Genomic DNA, 17,486 nt, shown 5'->3' on the forward strand with positions numbered 1-17,486 from the left:
CATCATCTGCAACAACCCTTCGCGACGGAGTGCCTGCCAATGCCGACCCTCATCGGAATCGATAATGGGCTGACGGTGACCAAGGCAGCCGTCTTCGATGAAAAAGGCACGCTGCTCGCGGTTGCCCGCCGGCGCATTCCCCAGATCATCCCCCATCCCCATCATGTCGAACGCGACATGGTGGGCCTCTGGCAGGCGACGGCCGAGGCCATTGCCGGAGCACTCGAAAAAGCCGGGCGTCCCGCCGGCGATGTCGCGGCAGTTGCCGCAACCGCCCATGGCGACGGCCTCTATCTTCTCGATGCGGAGCGCCGGCCACTGGGCAACGGCATCCTGTCTCTCGATAGCCGCGCAGCGGCCATCGTCGCCGAGTGGGACAGGGATGGCACCGCCGCCACCGCCCTCGCCCGCACCGGCCAGGTCGCGCATGCCTCGGCTCCCTCGGCGCTGCTGGCCTGGATCAAACGCCACGAGCCCGAGCGCTTCGCCCGGATCGCCCATGTCCTGGCCTGCAAAGACTGGCTGCGCTTTTGCCTGACCGGAACGCTCGGCACGGATCTCACCGAGGCCAGCACCTCGTTCACGGCGGTGCAAAGCCAGGTCTTTGAACCGGACATCCTTTCGATCTTCGGCCTCGATGGCCTTGCCGGTGCCCTGCCTGCGGTTACCCGGCCGGACGAGATCATCGGCACGGTCTCGCAAACTGCTGCCGCCGCGACCGGCCTGAGGGCCGGTACCCCGGTGGTGGCCGGCGTGCACGACGTGGTCGCCTCCGCTCTCGGCATCGGCGGCCATCGCGAGGGCACAGTGGCGATCGTGGCGGGGACCTATTCGATCAACGAGACGATCGCCAGCACGCCGAAGACCGATGCACGCTGGTTCTGCCGCAACGGCATCAAGCCGGGCGAATGGAACCATATGAGCATATCGCCGGCCTCCGCCGCCAATTACGACTGGTTCCTGGATACGCTCTGCGCCATCGAACGGCGCAGCGCCGATGAGACGAACGGCTCCATCCATACCGCCATCGGGGCCGAAATCGAGGCCGCGCTTGCCCGGCCTTCCACGGTGCTCTTTCACCCCTATCTCTACGGTTCACCGCATGGCGCGACCGCCAGCGCCGGCTTTCTCGGGCTACGCGGCTGGCATGATCGCGGCGACATGCTGCGCGCCGTGATCGAAGGCATCGCCTTCAACCACCGTGTGCATGTCGATGCCCTGCGCGAAGGCTTTTCCCCCCGGACCATCAGCCTGACGGGCGGCATTTCGAGAAATCCCCTCTACGCCCAGATCTTCGCCAATGCGCTCGGCCTGCCCGTCACCGTGAACGAAACGGAGGAGGCAGCCGCCTGGGGCGCCGCCCTGTGTGCCGGCGCCGGTGCCGGCCTCTATGCGTCGCCAACGCAAGATCCGCGCGATCTCGCAGCGCTCGCCCGGCATTACCAGCCGGATCCCACGCGCAGCCAGCAGTTGCAGGAGCGCTACGCGCTGCATTGCGACATCGCCACGCAACTTGCGCCCCTGTGGCCGCGCATCGAAGCCCTCGCCTCGCAAGCGGCCTAGCGCGGCGGATCTCGCGCCGCACGACCTTTCGGTATTTGACATGACCAAAGACATTGACGTTCTCATCCTCGGCGCCGGCATCAACGGCGCGGGCCTGTTTCGCGATCTCTGCGAGCAGGGCCTGACCTGCCTGATCGCCGACAAGGCTGATTTCGGCTCCGGCACCAGCGCCGCGCCGTCCCGGCTGATCCATGGCGGCATCAAATATCTGGAAACGGGGGAATTGCGCCTCGTCGCCCAGTCGACGCTGGAGCGCAACCTCCTGCTGCGCAATGCGCCGCATCTGGTCGAGCCCCTGTCCACCGTGATCCCGATCTTCTCCTGGCTGCAGGGCATCCCGGCGGCGTTGCGCACCTTGTTCGGTTCGACCACGGCGCCGCGCAACCGTGGCGCCGTGCTCATCAAGATCGGCTTGGCGCTCTATGATTTCTATGGCGCCCGCCATCGCGTCATGCCCAAACATGCCCTGTGGTCCCGGGGCCGCGCGCTCACCGAAATCGCACCGATGACGCCGAAGATCGTCGCCGCGGGCACCTATTACGACGCCAAGGTCACCTGTCCGGAACGGCTGGTGCTGGAACTGCTGCAGGACGGCATAGCGGCCAGCTCGGGCTCCGAGGCCCTGAATTATACGAGCCTGGTGTCGGCCGAGAACGGCGTCATAGGCCTGCGCGGACCAGACGCCACGGAGCGGGCCGTTCGCCCGCGAATCGTCGTCAATGCGGCCGGCCCCTGGATCGATCACGTCAACCAGGCCCTCGGCTCGCCCACCAAGCTGATCGGCGGCACCAAGGGCTCGCACATCCTGCTCGACCATCCCGAACTGCTCGCGGCGCTCAAGGGACGGATGATCTATTTCGAGGCCAATGACGGGCGCATCTGCCTGGTCTACGACTATCTCGGCCGGGCCCTGGTCGGCTCGACCGACATCCGGGCCGACGATCCCGACACGGTTCGTTGCGACGACGAGGAGATCGACTATTTCCTCAAGAGCCTGCGCGATCTCCTGCCCGGCCTGGCCTTTTCGCGTGATCAGATCGTCTACGCCTATTCCGGCATCCGCCCCCTGCCCGCCTCCGGCAATACGGCTGCCGGGCTGATCAGCCGCGATCATTCGGCTCCCGTGCTGGAACCCGCCATGGACCGTCCCTACCCGATCATCTCGCTGGTCGGCGGCAAGTGGACGACATTCCGCGGCTTTGCCGAGGAGGTCTGCGATCTCGTCCTGGGACGCCTCGGCCAGGCGCGCAGGCGCGGCACGCGGGACCTCGCCATCGGCGGCGGACGCGGCTATCCGGGCGAACCGGCCAGCCATGCCCGTTGGATCGATCAGACGGCAAAGGTAACCGGTGCGTCCGCCGAACGCGTCGCCGAGTTGCTCGGGCGTTATGGCACGACGGCGCGGGCCATCCTTGCCCATGAGGGACCGCAGGCAGCCCGATTGGCCGATGCGGACGACTATTCCTGGGGCGAAATCGACTGGCTGACGCGCCATGAAAAGGTCGTGACACTCGAGGACATCGTGATGCGGCGCAGTACCCTGGCCATCACCGGCCGCCTCAGCAGCCGTGACCTCGCGACGATTGCCGACATCGCGGCCCAGGCCCTTGGATGGAACGAAGAGCAACGCAACGAACAGCTGGCAAAAACGTGGGAGATACTCGCGGCGCGCCATCGCATTCGGTTCGAAAAATAGCCCGCTTCCGTCGAGGGACTACCGGGGTCGTCCTCCCTAGAGCAAAGCGCGTTCAGGCGTGAACGCTTTTTTACTCTAACTCTCTGATTCGACGCGTCTTTGCGATTCTTGGTGATTCAACCAAATCGCAAAACGCTTTAGCTCCCTTTTGCCCTCGACCTGATCCGGACGGCGAAGCGCACTCTATCCAAGGGTGGCGCCGGCAACCGCGCTCTCACCGCGCGGCCGGAACCGTTGCGGCTGCCTTCAGGGATCGGCAAGACCGGACCTTCCACACTTGCATCGATCCGTAGCGACGGTGGCAGGCCCTGCTTCTCGCAACAGAACATGGCTAGAGATATACTGATCTCAACAAAAACTTCTACGCTCGGCAAACGATTCGTAGACGCCCCTCAATTGCATCAATTCAATATCCGCATATTGCTCATAATCGGTGATTCCAGGAGAATTAATTCTTTCATATCAACTTAATTTATAAAACTAACACACTTGAAAGTATCATCAAAACAAGAAAATTTTGACTCATATTCTAAAGAATAATGAGATATAGCTCATATTCCAAACGTTCGGTGCGCCTGCGTCAAAGGCACCCGGCAGGCCCCGTCAGGCGGTTGCGCAGACCTGAACTGACACGGCAACGTGGAAGGAGGAATCCCATGACGTCGTCGATCGGAAACGCTTGCGTTCGCTCCCACCTGACCAGGCGCTCGCTTCTGAGTTTCCTGTTGGCATCGAGCGCCGTCATGCTGTGCCAGTCCGCCTATGCCCAGGTAACGGCCAGCGGCGGACAGACGGTGCGCATCACGCCTGCCCAGGCAACCTGCAAGAACGAGATCTGCTTTCACGCCATCGACAAGGGCTCGTTGCTCTACAGCAATGCCGACACACCCATCGACGTCACGGTACCGCCTGCCTCGAATGGCGACGACTACGACATCGGCATCTTTGCCGAGGATGGGGCGACCATCAATCTGAAGGGCGGAGGAACCGTTCGCGTCGGCGGGAGCTCGACGGGGCTGCAAGCCAATTGGGGAGACGTAGCGGGGGCCACGATCTATGCAACCGATCTGAACCTTGACGTCGCAGATGTTGCCAGGGGTGCGATAGCCTCCCGGAGCAGCCGCATGACGTTCAGCGGCCAAACCACCCTGGTGGGCCACGGTGCCTGGTCGGATGGCCTTTCTGCGCAGTTCGACAGCACCATCACTGTGAATGGCCCGATCAATGCCAGTGGTGCCTGGCTCTACGTCGCCAACAGCAGCGATGGCAGCCGGGTCGATCTGAAAGGTGGCGGAACCATTTCACTGACCGGAGCAGGCCAAGGCGTTTTTTCGGCGGTCGCCGACGGAGTTTTGACAGCGACCGGCATGAAGATCCATGCCGATACCAACCAGAGCAGCGGCACCTCCTTGCTGAGCGGCGGCAGTGTCAGCACCATCAAGGTCTCCAACAGCGAGCTGGATGGCGCCAATTCCGGGGGAGCGATCTGGGGCATCCACGTCTCGAACGCCGTGACGGAAAACGCGACCTTCGTCCTGGACAACAGCCAGCTTACGATGAACTCGGCCGGCGCGGCCATCTATGCCGATGGCGGAAGAGCCTCGGTGCGTCTGACCGGCTCGGACGTCACGGCCTTCAAAGGCAGCGGCGGCCTGCTCGCCGATGTCGGAACGGGCCGGATCTTCCATCTGCCCAGCGCGCTCAGCCTTACCGCAATCGATTCCACGCTCTCCGGAGACATGACGGTGGGGGCACCTGCCGCGGATGGAGCAAACACCCTGTCGGCCAGCCTGCGCGGCACCACGACATGGACCGGCAATCTGACTGTGAATGGCGCCTCGCGGGGCAATGTAACCTTGGCCGATTCTGCCCATTGGACAGGCTCGGCCACCAACGCCAGCACAGTCGTGCTGAGTTCCGCCACGGCCCTTTGGGCGATCCCCGGGGGCGGCAATTCCACCGTCACCGGCACGGTGAAGAATGCCGGCAAGATCGCCTTCCAGGCCAGTGGCCCGACCACGCTGACGGTACGCAACTTCGTCAATGAAGGCGGCACCATCCAGGTGAACATCAACGCCGCCGGGCAGAACGATTTCATTCACGCCACCGGCACCGCTACCATCAATGGCGGCACGGTTTCCGTCATCCCTGCCACGGGCGACTACACGATCGGCCAGACCTACAAGATCCTCACCGCCAATGGCGGCATCACCGGCCAGTTCGCCAAGGTGGTCGACAACGCCCCGTTCGTCGATCTCGGCCTGTCCCAGAATGCCAACAACGTCTATCTGAAGGTCACGCGCAACGACACCTCCTTCGCCTCGGTCGCCGGCAGCGAGAGCCAGCGCGCCGTGGCCGAGAGCGTGGAGACGCTGGCGAGCGGCAGCACGCTCTATCAGGCCGTCGCCAAGGCGCCGGACGTCGCCAGCGCCCGCCAGGCCTTCTCGACCCTGTCCGGCGACATCCATGCCTCGGCCCGCAGCGTGCTGGTCCAGGATAGCGGCCTCATCCGCGATGCCGTGCTGAACCGGCTCTACACCGCCGACCTCGGCGCCATCGCACCTGCGGCCATGCTCTCGGGCCCGATCGCCTATGCCGAGAATGTGCCGGCGGCCACGCCGACGCCGTTCGGCTCAGCCACCCCGGTGGCCCTGTCCGGCTTCTGGGCCCAGGGCTTCGGATCCTGGGGCTATCTCGGCGGCGGCGGTCGCGACGCCCGGGTCGATCACGATACCGGCGGCTTCCTCATCGGCTTCGATACCCTCGTCCAGGGTTCGTTCCTGCAGGATTGGCGCCTGGGCGCCTTTGCCGGCTATAGCCATTCCAGCTTCGACGTCGATGCGCGCGCCGCCTCGGGTACGGCCGACAATTATCACGCCGGTCTCTATGCCGGCCGGCAGTGGAACGCCCTCGCCCTGCGGCTGGGCGCAAGCTACACTTGGCACGACATCGACAGCGACCGTACCGTGGCGCTGCCGGGCTTCGCCGACAGGCTCAGCACCAGCTATGACGCCGGCACGGCCCAGCTCTTCGGTGAGCTCGGCTATCGCATCGATACCCAGGCCTTCCGCTTCGAGCCCTTCGTCAACGCCGCCTATCTCAACCTGCACACCGATGGCTTCCGGGAGACCGGCGGCGATGCGGCTCTGATCGGCCGCAGCGATACCAGCAATCTGGGTTTCACCACCGTGGGGCTGCGTGCGGCCACCAGCTTCGATCTCACCGAAGGCATGAGCACCACCCTCCAGGCCACCCTGGGCTGGCGGCACGCCTTCGGCGATGTCAGGCCGACGACCGCGCTCGCCTTGGCCAATGGCTCCGTCTTCAACGCCAGCGGCACGCCGATCGCCCGCGACGCCCTGGTGGTCGACACCGGCATCGGCGTGGCTCTGTCCCACGCGGTCAGCCTCGGCGTGTCCTATAGCGGACAATTCGGCGAAAAGGCCGTCGACCAGAGCGTCAGGGGCAATTTCGTCTGGAGATTCTGACCACGGAAGAAACGGGGCGCGTTGCTGGACATCGCGCCAAGCATTTGTCTTCTGGATGCAAGGCGCAAGAACCTCATTCGCAGCCCGACGATATTCCGATCATATGGCCTTCGGCCACTCGCCTGTTTCGTTCGTGGCAAGGCACGTCATTGGAGTGGCAAAACTAAGAAATTAGATTGGAATTGTTAGATAAAATAAAGAAATATATAGAGAAATAGAAATCCCATCTAGATGGGAAGTCGATTGGGTCTGGGCAATAGGGCAATCAGCAGGAGACAGACGAAGGCACCGCCGGCAGCAGCCAGGAAGCCGTCGATATAGGACAGCACCGCCGCCTGCTTGGCGATGGCCGAGGACAACAGGCTCGTCGCCCGGGCGCTGGCGATCGCCACGTCTGCTGTATGAGCGCTGACAGCGTTGCGATAGGCCGCGAGGCGATCGACCGTCGCACCGGCGAGGCTGTCGACATGCAGGCCGATCAGATTGGAATGGACCTGTTCGCGCACGCGAACGAAGGTCTGCATGAAGGCGGTGCCGATCTCGCCGCCGAACATGCGGCTGATCTGCAGCAGGGCGCCGATCGTCAGCGCGTCGGCCGGATTGATCGACTGCACCGCCAGGACGACCAGCGCCGTGAGGGCGAAGGACTGGCCGAGGGCCTGCAGGATCTGGGATTGCAGGAAATCGTCGGTGGCCCAGGCGCTGGTGAGCTGCGCCGCCATCAGGCAGGCGATGCCGACCAGGGCCGTGCCGGCAGCCAGCACCCATCGTCCGTCGACGCGCTTGAGGACATAGCCGAGCGGCACCACGATGATGAGCTGGGGCAAGGCGATCCACAAGAGCACGGCGCCGACCTGCAACTCCCGAAAATTCTGCACCGACTGCAGATAGTTGGGAATGATGTAGGCGGTCGACAGGATGATGAAGCGAAAGCCCGCCAGCAGGAGCAGCAACAGCAGAAGATGGTGTTGCATCAGGAGCCGCAGGTTGAGGAACGGCCTGCGGCTGACCCATAGCTCGCGCACGACGAAGGCCGCCGTCACCAGGGCACCGGCGATCAACAGGCCATTGACCAGGCCGCTATTGGTCCAGTCGAGCCGGTTGCCCTGGTCCAGCCCGGCATAAAGCAGGCTGAAGCCCGCCCCGGCATAGACCAGGCCCGGCCAGTCGAAATGGTGCAGGAGCTCGGTCTTCACGTCCTCGCGCGGAATACCGAACCATACACAGGTGAACATCAGCGGCAGCAGGCCGCAATATTGCCAGCTGATCCAGCGCCAGGAGAGATTGTCCGCATACCAGCCTTCGAGCGAGGCCGCGACATTCTGCGAAAGCTCCGAATTCATGGCATAAACCGCGATGCCGTAGATGATCAGGCGCGGCGGCAGGCTGCGGGCAATGAAGCTGATGGTGAGCGGAATGAACGTCCCCGATCCGACCCCGGCCAGGAACTGGGCGGCCAGGAATGCGCCGAGATTGGGAGAGAGAGGCGCGAGCAGGCTGGCGACGAAGAGCAGGGTGATGCCCAGCAGCAGCATGCGCCGCACCCCGAAAATGGCGCCGAGATAAGGACAGGCCACGCCGACCAGCATCTGGCCGACGGCGAAGGTGGTGGTCATCCAGGCCCCCTCGTCAAAGCCCAGATGCAGCCCGCCGCGCAGATCGGCAAGACCGAAACTGGTGACGCGGCTGCCGAGCGTGGACATGATGGAGCCGAGCAGCACGCCGAGGATGCCGATATAGGGACGCAGCGTATCGGCGCGGAAACGCGGCGGGGCGTGCGTCGCCGGTTCGAGGGCTGCCCCGGCCGCTGTCAGCGGGGCGGCCGTCGCCGTCATGCCCGCCATCGTCACGCCCGCCGTCGTCATGGCGAAGCCGCCGCGCCGGTGCCTGGCCTGTCACCGGTATCGACGGTCGCAACCACCGACATGCCGGGCCGGATCAGGGTTCCCAGCGCCGGATTGGGATCGAGGGCGATCTTGACCGGAATGCGTTGCACGACCTTGGTGAAATTGCCGGTGGCATTGTCGGGCGGCAGCAGGGCGAAGGTGCTGCCGGTGCCGGGCGACCAGGCTTCGACCCGTCCAGTCAGGACCAGGTCGGGAAAGGCATCGACGGTAACATGCGCCGGCTGACCAAGACGGATATTGGTCATCTGGGTTTCCTTGTAGTTCGCCACCACCCAGATATTGGGCAGCGGCACCACGGCGATGACCTGCGTGCCGACATTGACGAACTGGCCCGGGCGAACCTGGCGCTGGCCGACGAGCCCTTTCGCCGGCGACCGGATCTTGGTGTAGCCCAGATTGTTGGTGGCGAGGGTGACCTGCGCCTCCGCGGCCTTGATCTGGGCCCTGACCTGCTGCTCCTGCACGTCAAGCCCGACAAGCAGGGCCTTCTGCTGGTCGAGCTGGGCCTCGTAGAGCGTCTTCTGGGCCAGAGCGCGTTGGGCATTGGCATCGGCCTGCTCGACCGATTGCTGGGTGCCGGCCGTGCCGGTCTTGAGCAGGTCGCGCTGGCGCGTGGCTTCGAGCTGGTAGCGCCGCACATCCGCACTGCCCGCATCGATATTGGCACCGGCCTGCCGGATCAGGGCATTCTGGACATTCTTCTGATTGGCGACATTGGCGAGACTGGCTTCGGCCGCGGCGAGATTGGCCTGGGCCAAAGCGAGCTGCGCCTGATAGTCCGACGGTTCGATCTCGGCGATGAGATCGCCGGCCTCCACCGCCTGATAGTCGTGGATGGGGACTTCCTTGATGTAGCCGGAGACACGCGCCGACAAGGGCGTGACATCTCCCACGATGAAGGCATTGTCGGTTTCCGCGAGGCGGGCAGCACCGGTCCAGCGGTTCCAATTGCCGGCGACGTACCAGACCAGCCAGGCGGCGAGCAGAAGAAAGCCGACGCGCAAGGCCGGATAGAGCCAACGTGACCGCATGCTGCGCGCGGGCGGCGGCGTTTCGGATACGGTCGATTTTTCCGCAGCATCCGACATCTGATCCTCGCACCCATATTCCAACGCTGCCGATCCTGGCGAAGGATTTTGGATGGCGATACAAAAATATTCCAATACGCACACCGGACTTGCCGGGCTCGATCGAGCCTATCCTAGTGGGGCTCTAAAGGGCGCGGAAATCGGCGTCATCCCCGAGCCTTGCGGGCATGCCTGGCATTCACATTCATCCCGAGAAGCCGGAAACGCCGTCCCACAGCAATTTCAACGCCGTAACGGCGAGCAAGCCATAGCAGGCACGATAAACCTGACGCTGATCCAACACGCCATGAAGCCGCCAGCCGGACCAGACACCAACGGGAATGGCGAGCAGGCAGATCGCCATCAGCGCCCAGGTCGTGGCCGCAGGCTGTACCAGCAGCAGCCATGGCACCAGCTTGGTCGCATTGCCGACGGTGAAGAACAGGCTTGTGGTTCCCGCGTAGATCTCCTTCCCCAGCCCGAGAGGCAACAGATACATCGCAAGCGGCGGCCCTCCCGAATGCGCCACCATGGTGGTGATGCCCGAAGTGAGGCCGGCGGCGACCGCCTTCGGCATGGAGCGCGGGCGATGCGTCAATTCCCCGCCCCGCACGAGCCAGAGGCCGACAAAGACCAGGATGACGGCAGCCATCATGATCGCAATGGCGCGATGGTCGAGCACGCGGAACAGCAGGAAGCCGAAGCCGATACCGATCACAAGCCCGGGCAGCAGCACCATGAGGTCCGGCTTCGACCAGGTCGACGGCTTCCAGTAGCGCAAGGCGTAGAGGTCCATCGCGATGAAGAGGGGCGCCAGCAATCCGCCCGCGGTGACGGGATCCATGACCACCGAGAGCAGCGGAATGCCGACGATGGCAAAGCCGCCGCCGAAGGCGCCCCTCATGAAGCTGATCAGGAATACGCCGGCAAAGGCGACGAGGATGGTGGCAGCGCTCAGGTCCATGGTAACGCCAGCATCGCCGACGGACATGAGCATTCCCGCCTGTGCAGGGCCGTCGTGGCGCAATCGGGGATCATGACGCTTTGGTCCCACCGGGGGGGATGGGCCGGCCATAGACCGCGGCCTCGATATCACCGCGTGCAAGGCCGATGTCGCGCAGCGCGAAATCATCATGGTCGCGAAGGTCAGCGAGGGCGGCGCGCCGGGCCAGGAAACGCACGATTGCATCGCGAAGTGCACCGAGTGCCCGATACCGGGTGGCGCGCTTCTTCACGAACTCGGGACGGACGACGGTCGAAAAGGAAACAGGCATTTCCAATCTCCAGTGATGAGGTCAGGCCAAGCGACGCCGTTGCTGCAAACCACGATGTGCCGGCCGACATGAATGGTAGAAATTTTCACAGAGCCCGGTACAATCCGGTTGATATAGGCAAAATGCTCTGATATTTTTCTCGGTGCAATTATAACATTGCTCTCGGTGCAATAATGTCGAAATCCGAATATCTGAAATTGGCCGACGAGATTGCTGCCGATATATCGGACGGCAGGCTCATGCCGGGCGATCGCCTGCCCCCGCAGCGCAATTTCGCCTATGAGCGCGGGATCGCCGCCTCGACGGCAAGCCGCGTCTACACGGAGCTGCTGCGTCGGGGCCTGGTGGTCGGCGAAACCGGGCGAGGCACCTTCATTTCGGGCAATGCCAGGCGCGGCGTGGCGGCACCGGGCGAGCCGAGCGGCATTCGTATCGATCTCGAGTTCAACTATCCGCTGCTACCCGATCAGACCGCCCTCATTGCCCGGAGCCTCGATGGCCTGGAACAGCCTGCCGCCCTCGACATGGCACTCAGACAGGCGACCAGTATCGGAACGCCGGCGCTGCGAACCCTTGCCTCCTCCTTCCTTTCGCGGGACGCTTGGTCGCCAACCCCGGAGCAACTCGTCTTTACCGGCAATGGCCGCCAGAGCCTGGCGGCCGCCCTTGCCGCCATCGTTCCGACCGGCGGGCGCTGCGGCGTCGAGGCCTTGACCTACCCTTTCATCAAGGGCGTTGCCGCGCGGCTCGGCATCACGCTGGTGCCCTTGGCGATGGACGAGGGCGGCCTGCGTCCCGACTCGGTGCAAAAGGCGCACCATGAAGCCCATCTTTCGGCGCTCTACGTCCAGCCGGCTGTCCAAAACCCGCTGAACATGACGATGAGCGCGGCGCGCCGGGCCGACCTTCTGCACGTCGCAGAAAAGCTCGACCTTCCGATCATCGAGGACAATGTCTACGGCTTCCTCGACGACGAGCCGCCGCTCGCAGCTCTCGCGCCGGCACGGTGCATCGTCATCGACTCCCTGTCCAAGAAGGTCGCGCCGGGCCTGTCCTTGGGCTTCATCGTGCCGCCGCAGCGTTTGCGTGAAACCATCATGGCTTCGGTGCGCTCGGGCGGATGGACCGCCTCCGGCTTTGCCTTTGCGGCGGCGCAGCGACTGATGGGCGATGGCACCGCTGCCGAACTCTCCAGGCTGAAACGCCTGGATGCCCGCGCGCGCCAGAAGCTGGCGGCCGAGCGCCTTTCGGGCTTCGAGATTCAAACCAACGAAAAGTGCTACCATCTATGGCTGACATTGCCGGCGCATTGGCGCTCGCAAACCTTCGTCGCGGTGGCGGCCAGGCGCGACATTGCCCTGTCTCCCTCCACGACCTTCGCCGTGACGCCAGGCCATGCGCCCAACGCCGTCCGGCTGGCGCTGGCCAGCCCATCGATGGATCAGCTCGATAGCGGCCTGGCCACGCTGGCCGCGATGCTGGTCATGCGGGAGGACGATTTCGACTCGACCGAATGAGCCTCAATCAGCCGAACAAGGGCGAAGCACCATGTTCCGCGGCCGAGACCTGCCGGCGAAACAGGCCGAAGAGTTCGCGGCCGACACCGAATTCGTTGCCGTCGAGATCCGGCTCGGCATTCTCCCGTTCGAGCGCTCCCGCCGTCAGCACGTCGATCGTGCCCGCAATCGCGTCGACGCGCACGAGGTCACCGTCCCTGAGCCTGGCAAGCGGTCCTCCGTCGAGCGCCTCGGGGCTGACATGGATCGCCGCGGGCACCTTGCCCGACGCCCCCGACATCCGCCCATCGGTGACCAGAGCGACCTTCAGCCCCTTGTCCTGCAGCACGGCAAGCAGGGGGGTCAGGCTGTGCAGTTCCGGCATGCCATTAGCCTTCGGCCCCTGGAAACGCACCACCACCACGGTATCCCCGGTGAACTCGCCGGCCCGGAAGGCCTGCTTGACCGCCTCCTGGTCGGCGAAGACGCGTGCCGGCGCCTCGACGACATGGCGCTCCGGCGCCACGGCCGAGACCTTCATCACGCCGGTGCCGAGATTGCCCTGGAGCCGCTTGAGGCCACCCGTCGGCTGGAAGGGCTCTCCGGCCGGCCGCAGCACCTTGGGATTGAGGGAGGCGCTCGTCCCCTCCGACCACACCAGGGCGCCGTCGATGAGCTTCGGCTCTCTGGTATAGCGGGCGAGCCCCTCGCCAGCCACGGTGCGCGTATCGGGATGCAGGAGCCCGGCTTCGAGCAGTTCGCCGATCATGAAGCCGAGGCCACCGGCAGCGTGGAAATGGTTCACATCGGCAAGCCCGTTCGGATAAACGCGCGCCATCAGCGGCGTCACCTCCGAAAGATCGGCGAAATCCTGCCAGTCGAGCACGATGCCGGCCGCCCGCGCCATGGCGATCATGTGGATGAGCAGGTTGGTGGAGCCGCCGGTGGCGTTGAGCCCGACAATGCCGTTGACGAAGGCGCGCTCGTCGAGCACGTCGCAAACCGGCGTATAGTCGTTGCCGAGCGCCGAGATCGCCAGGGCCCGCCTTGCGGCTTCCACGGTGAGTGCATCGCGCAGGGGCGTGTTGGGGTTGACGAAGCTCGAACCCGGCAGATGCAGGCCCATGAACTCCATCAGCATCTGGTTGGTGTTGGCGGTGCCGTAGAAAGTGCAGGTGCCCGGCCCGTGATAGGCCGCCATCTCCGCTTCCATCAGCTTGTCGCGCCCGCATTGGCCGGTGGCGAAGAGCTGGCGCACCTTGGATTTCTCGTCATTGGCAATGCCGCTCGCCATCGGCCCGGCCGGCACGAAGACCGCCGGCATATGGCCGAAAGCGGCCGCTGCAATGACGAGGCCAGGCACGATCTTGTCGCAGACCCCGAGATAGACGGTGGAATCGAAGGTGTTGTGGCTGAGCGCGATACCGGCCGCCATGGCAATGGCATCGCGCGAGAACAGCGACAATTCCATGCCGGCCTGGCCCTGGGTGACGCCATCGCACATCGCCGGCACGCCGCCAGCGACCTGCGCGGTGCCGCCGGCCGTGCGCGCCGCCGCGCGGATCAGGTCGGGGTAGCTTTCATAGGGCTGATGGGCCGAGAGCATGTCGTTATAGGCCGTGATGATGCCGAGATTGCCCGCGCCGCCCTTGACCAGGGCCGCCTTGTCATCCACCGGCATCGCGGCGTAGGCATGGGCCTGGTTGCCGCAGGACAGATGGGCTCGCACGGTGCCGGCGGCACGGGCGCGCGCCATGCGCTCGAGATAGGGGCGGCGAAGGGCCACGGACCGCGCCACGATCCGATCGGTAACCCGTGCGAGCGTTGGGTTCAGCGCCATGGTGACCTTTCTCGGGTTGGGAGACGATGCCGGCGTTGATACGGCGCATCGTCTCCGGAGGGCTTCGTCGATAAAGAGGCGAAGCAAGAAACACGCCAGCCGGAGGGACAAAACCCCCCGGCCCTCGTCTCTGTCAGGCCGCAACCAACTCCTCGGGCGGGGCCTTGGCGCCGGTCATGAAGGCGACCGCGTCGGACATCGTGTAGTCGCGCGGATTGATGACGCAGAGCCGTCGGCCGAGCCGGTGGATGTGGATACGGTCGGCCACCTCGAACACATGCGGCATGTTGTGCGAGATCAGCACGATCGGCAGCCCGCGCCGCTTGACGTCGAGGATAAGCTCCAGCACGCGGCGGCTTTCCTTGACGCCGAGAGCGGCAGTCGGCTCGTCCATGAAGACCACCTTCGATCCGAAGGCGGCTGCACGCGCCACCGCGACGCCCTGGCGCTGGCCGCCGGACAGGGTCTCGACGGCCTGGCCGATGTTCTGGATGGTCATCAGGCCGAGCTCGGTCAGCTTCTCGCGGGCCCGCTTTTCCATGGCCGGCCTGTCGAGCATCTTGAACCATTGGCCGAGGATGCCCGGCTTGCGGATCTCCCGCCCCAGGAACATGTTATCGGCGATGGACAGGGCCGGCGACAGGGCAAGGTTCTGGTACACGCACTCGATCCCCGCTTCGCGGGCATCGATGGGCGACTTGAAGTTGACGACCTTGCCGTCCAGCCTGATTTCCCCCTCATCGGGCGTGACTGCGCCCGACAAGGCCTTGATCAGCGAGGATTTGCCGGCGCCGTTGTCGCCGATCACAGCGAGGATCTCGCCGGGATAGAGGTCGAAGTCGCAATTGTTGAGAGCGGTGACCCGGCCATAGCGCTTGATCAGACCACGCCCTGAGAGAATGGGTTCCTGTGCCATTAGCCTGCAACCTTTCTGATCCACTGGTCGACGGTCACGGCGCCGATGATCAGCACGCCGATGAGCAGGTAGGTCCATTGCGGGTCGGTGCCCACCAGCCGGAGGCCAAGCTGGAACACGCCGACGATCAGGGCGCCGAAGATCATGCCCAGGATCGAGCCCCGGCCGCCGAACAGCGAGATGCCACCGATGACCACTGCGGTGATCGACTCGATATTGGCAAACTGGCCGGAGGTCGGGGAAACCGAGCCGAGACGGCCGATCAGCACCCAGCCCGCCAGGGCGCAGATGATGCCGGACAGGGTGTAGACCTGGAGCAGCATCTTGTTGGTGCCGACACCGGAAAGCTCGGCCGCATCGGGATCATCGCCCACGGCATAGACATGCCGGCCCCAGGCGGTGTGGTTGAGCACGTACCACAGCACCGCGACCAGCAGCACCATGGCGATCACGCCGGCGGTCAGGACCGCACCGCCGAAGCGGAAGCTCGCGCCGAAGAGCTGCAGCAACGGGGCCTGAGCCGCGATGTCCTGGCTGCGGATCGTCTCATTGGCCGAATAGAGGAAGTTGGCGGCCAGGATGATCTGCCAGCTGCCCAGCGTGACGATGAAGGGCGGCAGCTTCATGCGGGAGACGAGCAGCCCGTTGATGTAGCCGCACAGCGCACCGCAGGCGAAGCCGCTGAGAATTGAGAGCGGCGCCGGCAGGCCGTAGCGGAAGGTGAACTGCCCCATCACCACCGATGACAGCACCATGATCGCACCGACAGACAGGTCGATGCCGGCCGTCAGGATGACCAGGGTCTGGGCTGCGCCGACGATGCCGGTGATGGCCACCTGCTGCAGGATCAGCGTCAGCGAAAAGGCCGAAAAGAACTTGCTGCCCAGGAGGATGCCGAAGACGGCGGTGGACAGCACCAGCACGATCAGCGGCACCATGGCCGGGTTTCCGTGCAGGAAGTGCTGCGCCTTTTCCAGGGCGGATTTGTTGTGGACGTCGAAGCTGGCTACGCTGGTGTCGCTGCCCGAGAGGACTTTCTCGAAGTCCTGTGGACGGCCGACATTTGCCGAAGGATCGGTCATATCTTTGGTCTCCTCCCGTGGGGCGGTCGCCCCTCGTAAAAGGAGCGGCGCGGCGGCCGCTCCTCCCTAAGAACAAGATTGAACGCTGGCCGGGCTGGCCTCAGGTCAGCCCCAGCACAGATCCTTGCCTTTCTTGGTGTCGATGGACTCGACGCCGGAAGCCGGCTTGTCGGTGACGAGGGTGGCGCCGGTGTCGAAGAACGCCTTGCCTTCGGTGGGCTTGGGCTTCTCGCCGCCATCGGCGAACTTCTTGATGGCCTCGATGCCCATAGCGGCCATCTTGAGCGGATATTGCTGCGAGGTCGCGCCGATGACGCCCTCCGCGACGTTCTTCACGCCCGGGCAGCCGCCGTCGACCGAGACGAGCAGCACGTCCTTCTCGCGGCCGACGGCCTTGAGCGCTTCATAGGCGCCCGCGGCGGCCGGCTCGTTGATGGTGTAGACGACGTTGATCGTCGGGTCCTTCTGGAGGCAGTTCTCCATGGCAGCCCGGCCGCCCTCCTCATTGCCGTTGGTCACGTCGTGGCAGACGTTGCGGGCATCGCCCCAATCCTGGATCTTGGTCGGATTTTCGATCTTGGAGACGCCGAACCCGCTCATGAAGCCCTGGTCACGCAGGACGTCGACGGTCGGCTGGCTCGGATTGAGATCGAGATAGGCGATCTTGGCCTCCTTGGCCTTGTCGCCGAGCGTGGCCTTGGCCCACTGGCCGATCAGTTCGCCGGCCTTGAAATTGTCGGTGGCGAAGGTGGCGTCGGCCGCGTCGATCGGCTCCAGCGGCGTATCGAGCGCGATGACGAGGATGCCGGCAGCGCGGGCCTTCTTGACGGAGTCGACGATGGCCTTGGAGTCCGAAGGTACCAGCAGAATGCCCTTGGCCCCGTCGGCGATGCAGGATTCGATGGCCGAGACCTGGCTCTCATTGTCGCCGTCGATCTTGCCCGCATAGGCCTTGAGGTTGACGCCGAGCTCCTTGGCCTTGGCGCTGGCACCTTCCTTCATCTTGACGAAGAAGGGATTGGTGTCGGTCTTGGTGATCAGGCAGGCGCCGACATCGGCCGCAAAACCCGGGGTTGCAAAAACACCGAGAGACAGGACGCTGGCGCACAGCAGCGCCGACTTCAGGACCGGTTTCTTCATCATATTCCTCCCTTTTG

The 17,486-nt window shown here is 64.5% G+C and carries 12 protein-coding genes; 4 read left to right on the forward strand and 8 right to left on the reverse strand.

Features of this window, described 5'->3' with window-relative positions:
- Positions 1-39: 39 nt before the first annotated feature.
- The 3 genes from ACTJKX_RS08070 to ACTJKX_RS08080 all read left to right on the forward strand — a co-directional run bounded on the left by ACTJKX_RS08070 (position 40) and on the right by ACTJKX_RS08080 (position 6,747).
- Complete coding sequence (locus ACTJKX_RS08070) at positions 40-1,563, forward strand: FGGY-family carbohydrate kinase (protein WP_440724940.1); 1,524 nt, start codon at positions 40-42, stop codon at positions 1,561-1,563.
- Positions 1,564-1,603: 40 nt separating this feature from the next.
- A complete protein-coding gene (locus ACTJKX_RS08075; protein ID WP_440724941.1) occupies positions 1,604-3,259 on the forward strand; it encodes a glycerol-3-phosphate dehydrogenase/oxidase in 1,656 nt (551 codons plus the stop codon).
- Positions 3,260-3,915: 656 nt separating this feature from the next.
- Positions 3,916-6,747 carry an autotransporter outer membrane beta-barrel domain-containing protein gene (locus ACTJKX_RS08080; RefSeq protein WP_440724942.1) on the forward strand — a complete coding sequence of 944 codons (2,832 nt, stop codon included), beginning with the start codon at positions 3,916-3,918 and terminating at the stop codon, positions 6,745-6,747.
- A 227-nt stretch (positions 6,748-6,974) separates the two neighbouring features.
- Here ACTJKX_RS08080 and ACTJKX_RS08085 read toward each other — a convergent pair whose 3' ends face one another.
- The 4 genes from ACTJKX_RS08085 to ACTJKX_RS08100 form a co-directional block, all read right to left on the reverse strand.
- Positions 6,975-8,612, reverse strand: a complete 1,638-nt coding sequence (locus ACTJKX_RS08085; protein WP_440724943.1) for an MFS transporter — start codon at positions 8,610-8,612, stop codon at positions 6,975-6,977.
- Positions 8,609-9,742 carry an HlyD family secretion protein gene (locus ACTJKX_RS08090; RefSeq protein ID WP_311936404.1) on the reverse strand — a complete coding sequence of 378 codons (1,134 nt, stop codon included), beginning with the start codon at positions 9,740-9,742 and terminating at the stop codon, positions 8,609-8,611. Before ACTJKX_RS08090 ends, ACTJKX_RS08085 begins: the two co-directional genes overlap by 4 nt.
- Before the next feature lie 184 nt (positions 9,743-9,926).
- Positions 9,927-10,685 (reverse strand): sulfite exporter TauE/SafE family protein, encoded by a 759-nt coding sequence (locus ACTJKX_RS08095; RefSeq protein ID WP_440725155.1) that lies wholly within the window; start codon positions 10,683-10,685, stop codon positions 9,927-9,929.
- Between the two features lie 70 nt (positions 10,686-10,755).
- The gene (locus ACTJKX_RS08100; protein ID WP_311936406.1) at positions 10,756-10,995 is read right to left on the reverse strand and encodes a DUF1127 domain-containing protein; all 240 of its coding nucleotides are present in this window, start codon (positions 10,993-10,995) and stop codon (positions 10,756-10,758) included.
- A gap of 173 nt (positions 10,996-11,168) precedes the next feature.
- Between ACTJKX_RS08100 and ACTJKX_RS08105 the strand changes: the two genes are divergently transcribed.
- On the forward strand, positions 11,169-12,512 hold the full coding sequence (locus ACTJKX_RS08105) for a PLP-dependent aminotransferase family protein (RefSeq protein WP_440724944.1): 1,344 nt from the start codon (positions 11,169-11,171) through the stop codon (positions 12,510-12,512).
- A gap of 7 nt (positions 12,513-12,519) precedes the next feature.
- Here the strand turns inward: ACTJKX_RS08105 and edd are convergent, their stop codons facing one another.
- The 4 genes from edd to ACTJKX_RS08125 form a co-directional block, all read right to left on the reverse strand.
- Positions 12,520-14,331, reverse strand: coding sequence for a phosphogluconate dehydratase (gene edd, locus ACTJKX_RS08110; protein ID WP_367626075.1), 1,812 nt, complete (start codon positions 14,329-14,331; stop codon positions 12,520-12,522).
- A 133-nt stretch (positions 14,332-14,464) separates the two neighbouring features.
- Positions 14,465-15,247, reverse strand: a complete 783-nt coding sequence (locus ACTJKX_RS08115; protein WP_394311273.1) for an ATP-binding cassette domain-containing protein — start codon at positions 15,245-15,247, stop codon at positions 14,465-14,467.
- Positions 15,247-16,329 carry an ABC transporter permease gene (locus tag ACTJKX_RS08120; protein ID WP_311936424.1) on the reverse strand — a complete coding sequence of 361 codons (1,083 nt, stop codon included), beginning with the start codon at positions 16,327-16,329 and terminating at the stop codon, positions 15,247-15,249. Before ACTJKX_RS08120 ends, ACTJKX_RS08115 begins: the two co-directional genes overlap by 1 nt.
- Before the next feature lie 105 nt (positions 16,330-16,434).
- Positions 16,435-17,469, reverse strand: a complete 1,035-nt coding sequence (locus ACTJKX_RS08125) for a sugar ABC transporter substrate-binding protein (protein ID WP_440725156.1) — start codon at positions 17,467-17,469, stop codon at positions 16,435-16,437.
- Positions 17,470-17,486 lie beyond the last annotated feature (17 nt).

It is taken from the genome of Labrys sp. 22185 (assembly GCF_052045555.1).
In the GTDB taxonomy this organism is placed as follows: Bacteria; Pseudomonadota; Alphaproteobacteria; order Rhizobiales; family Labraceae; genus Labrys; species Labrys neptuniae.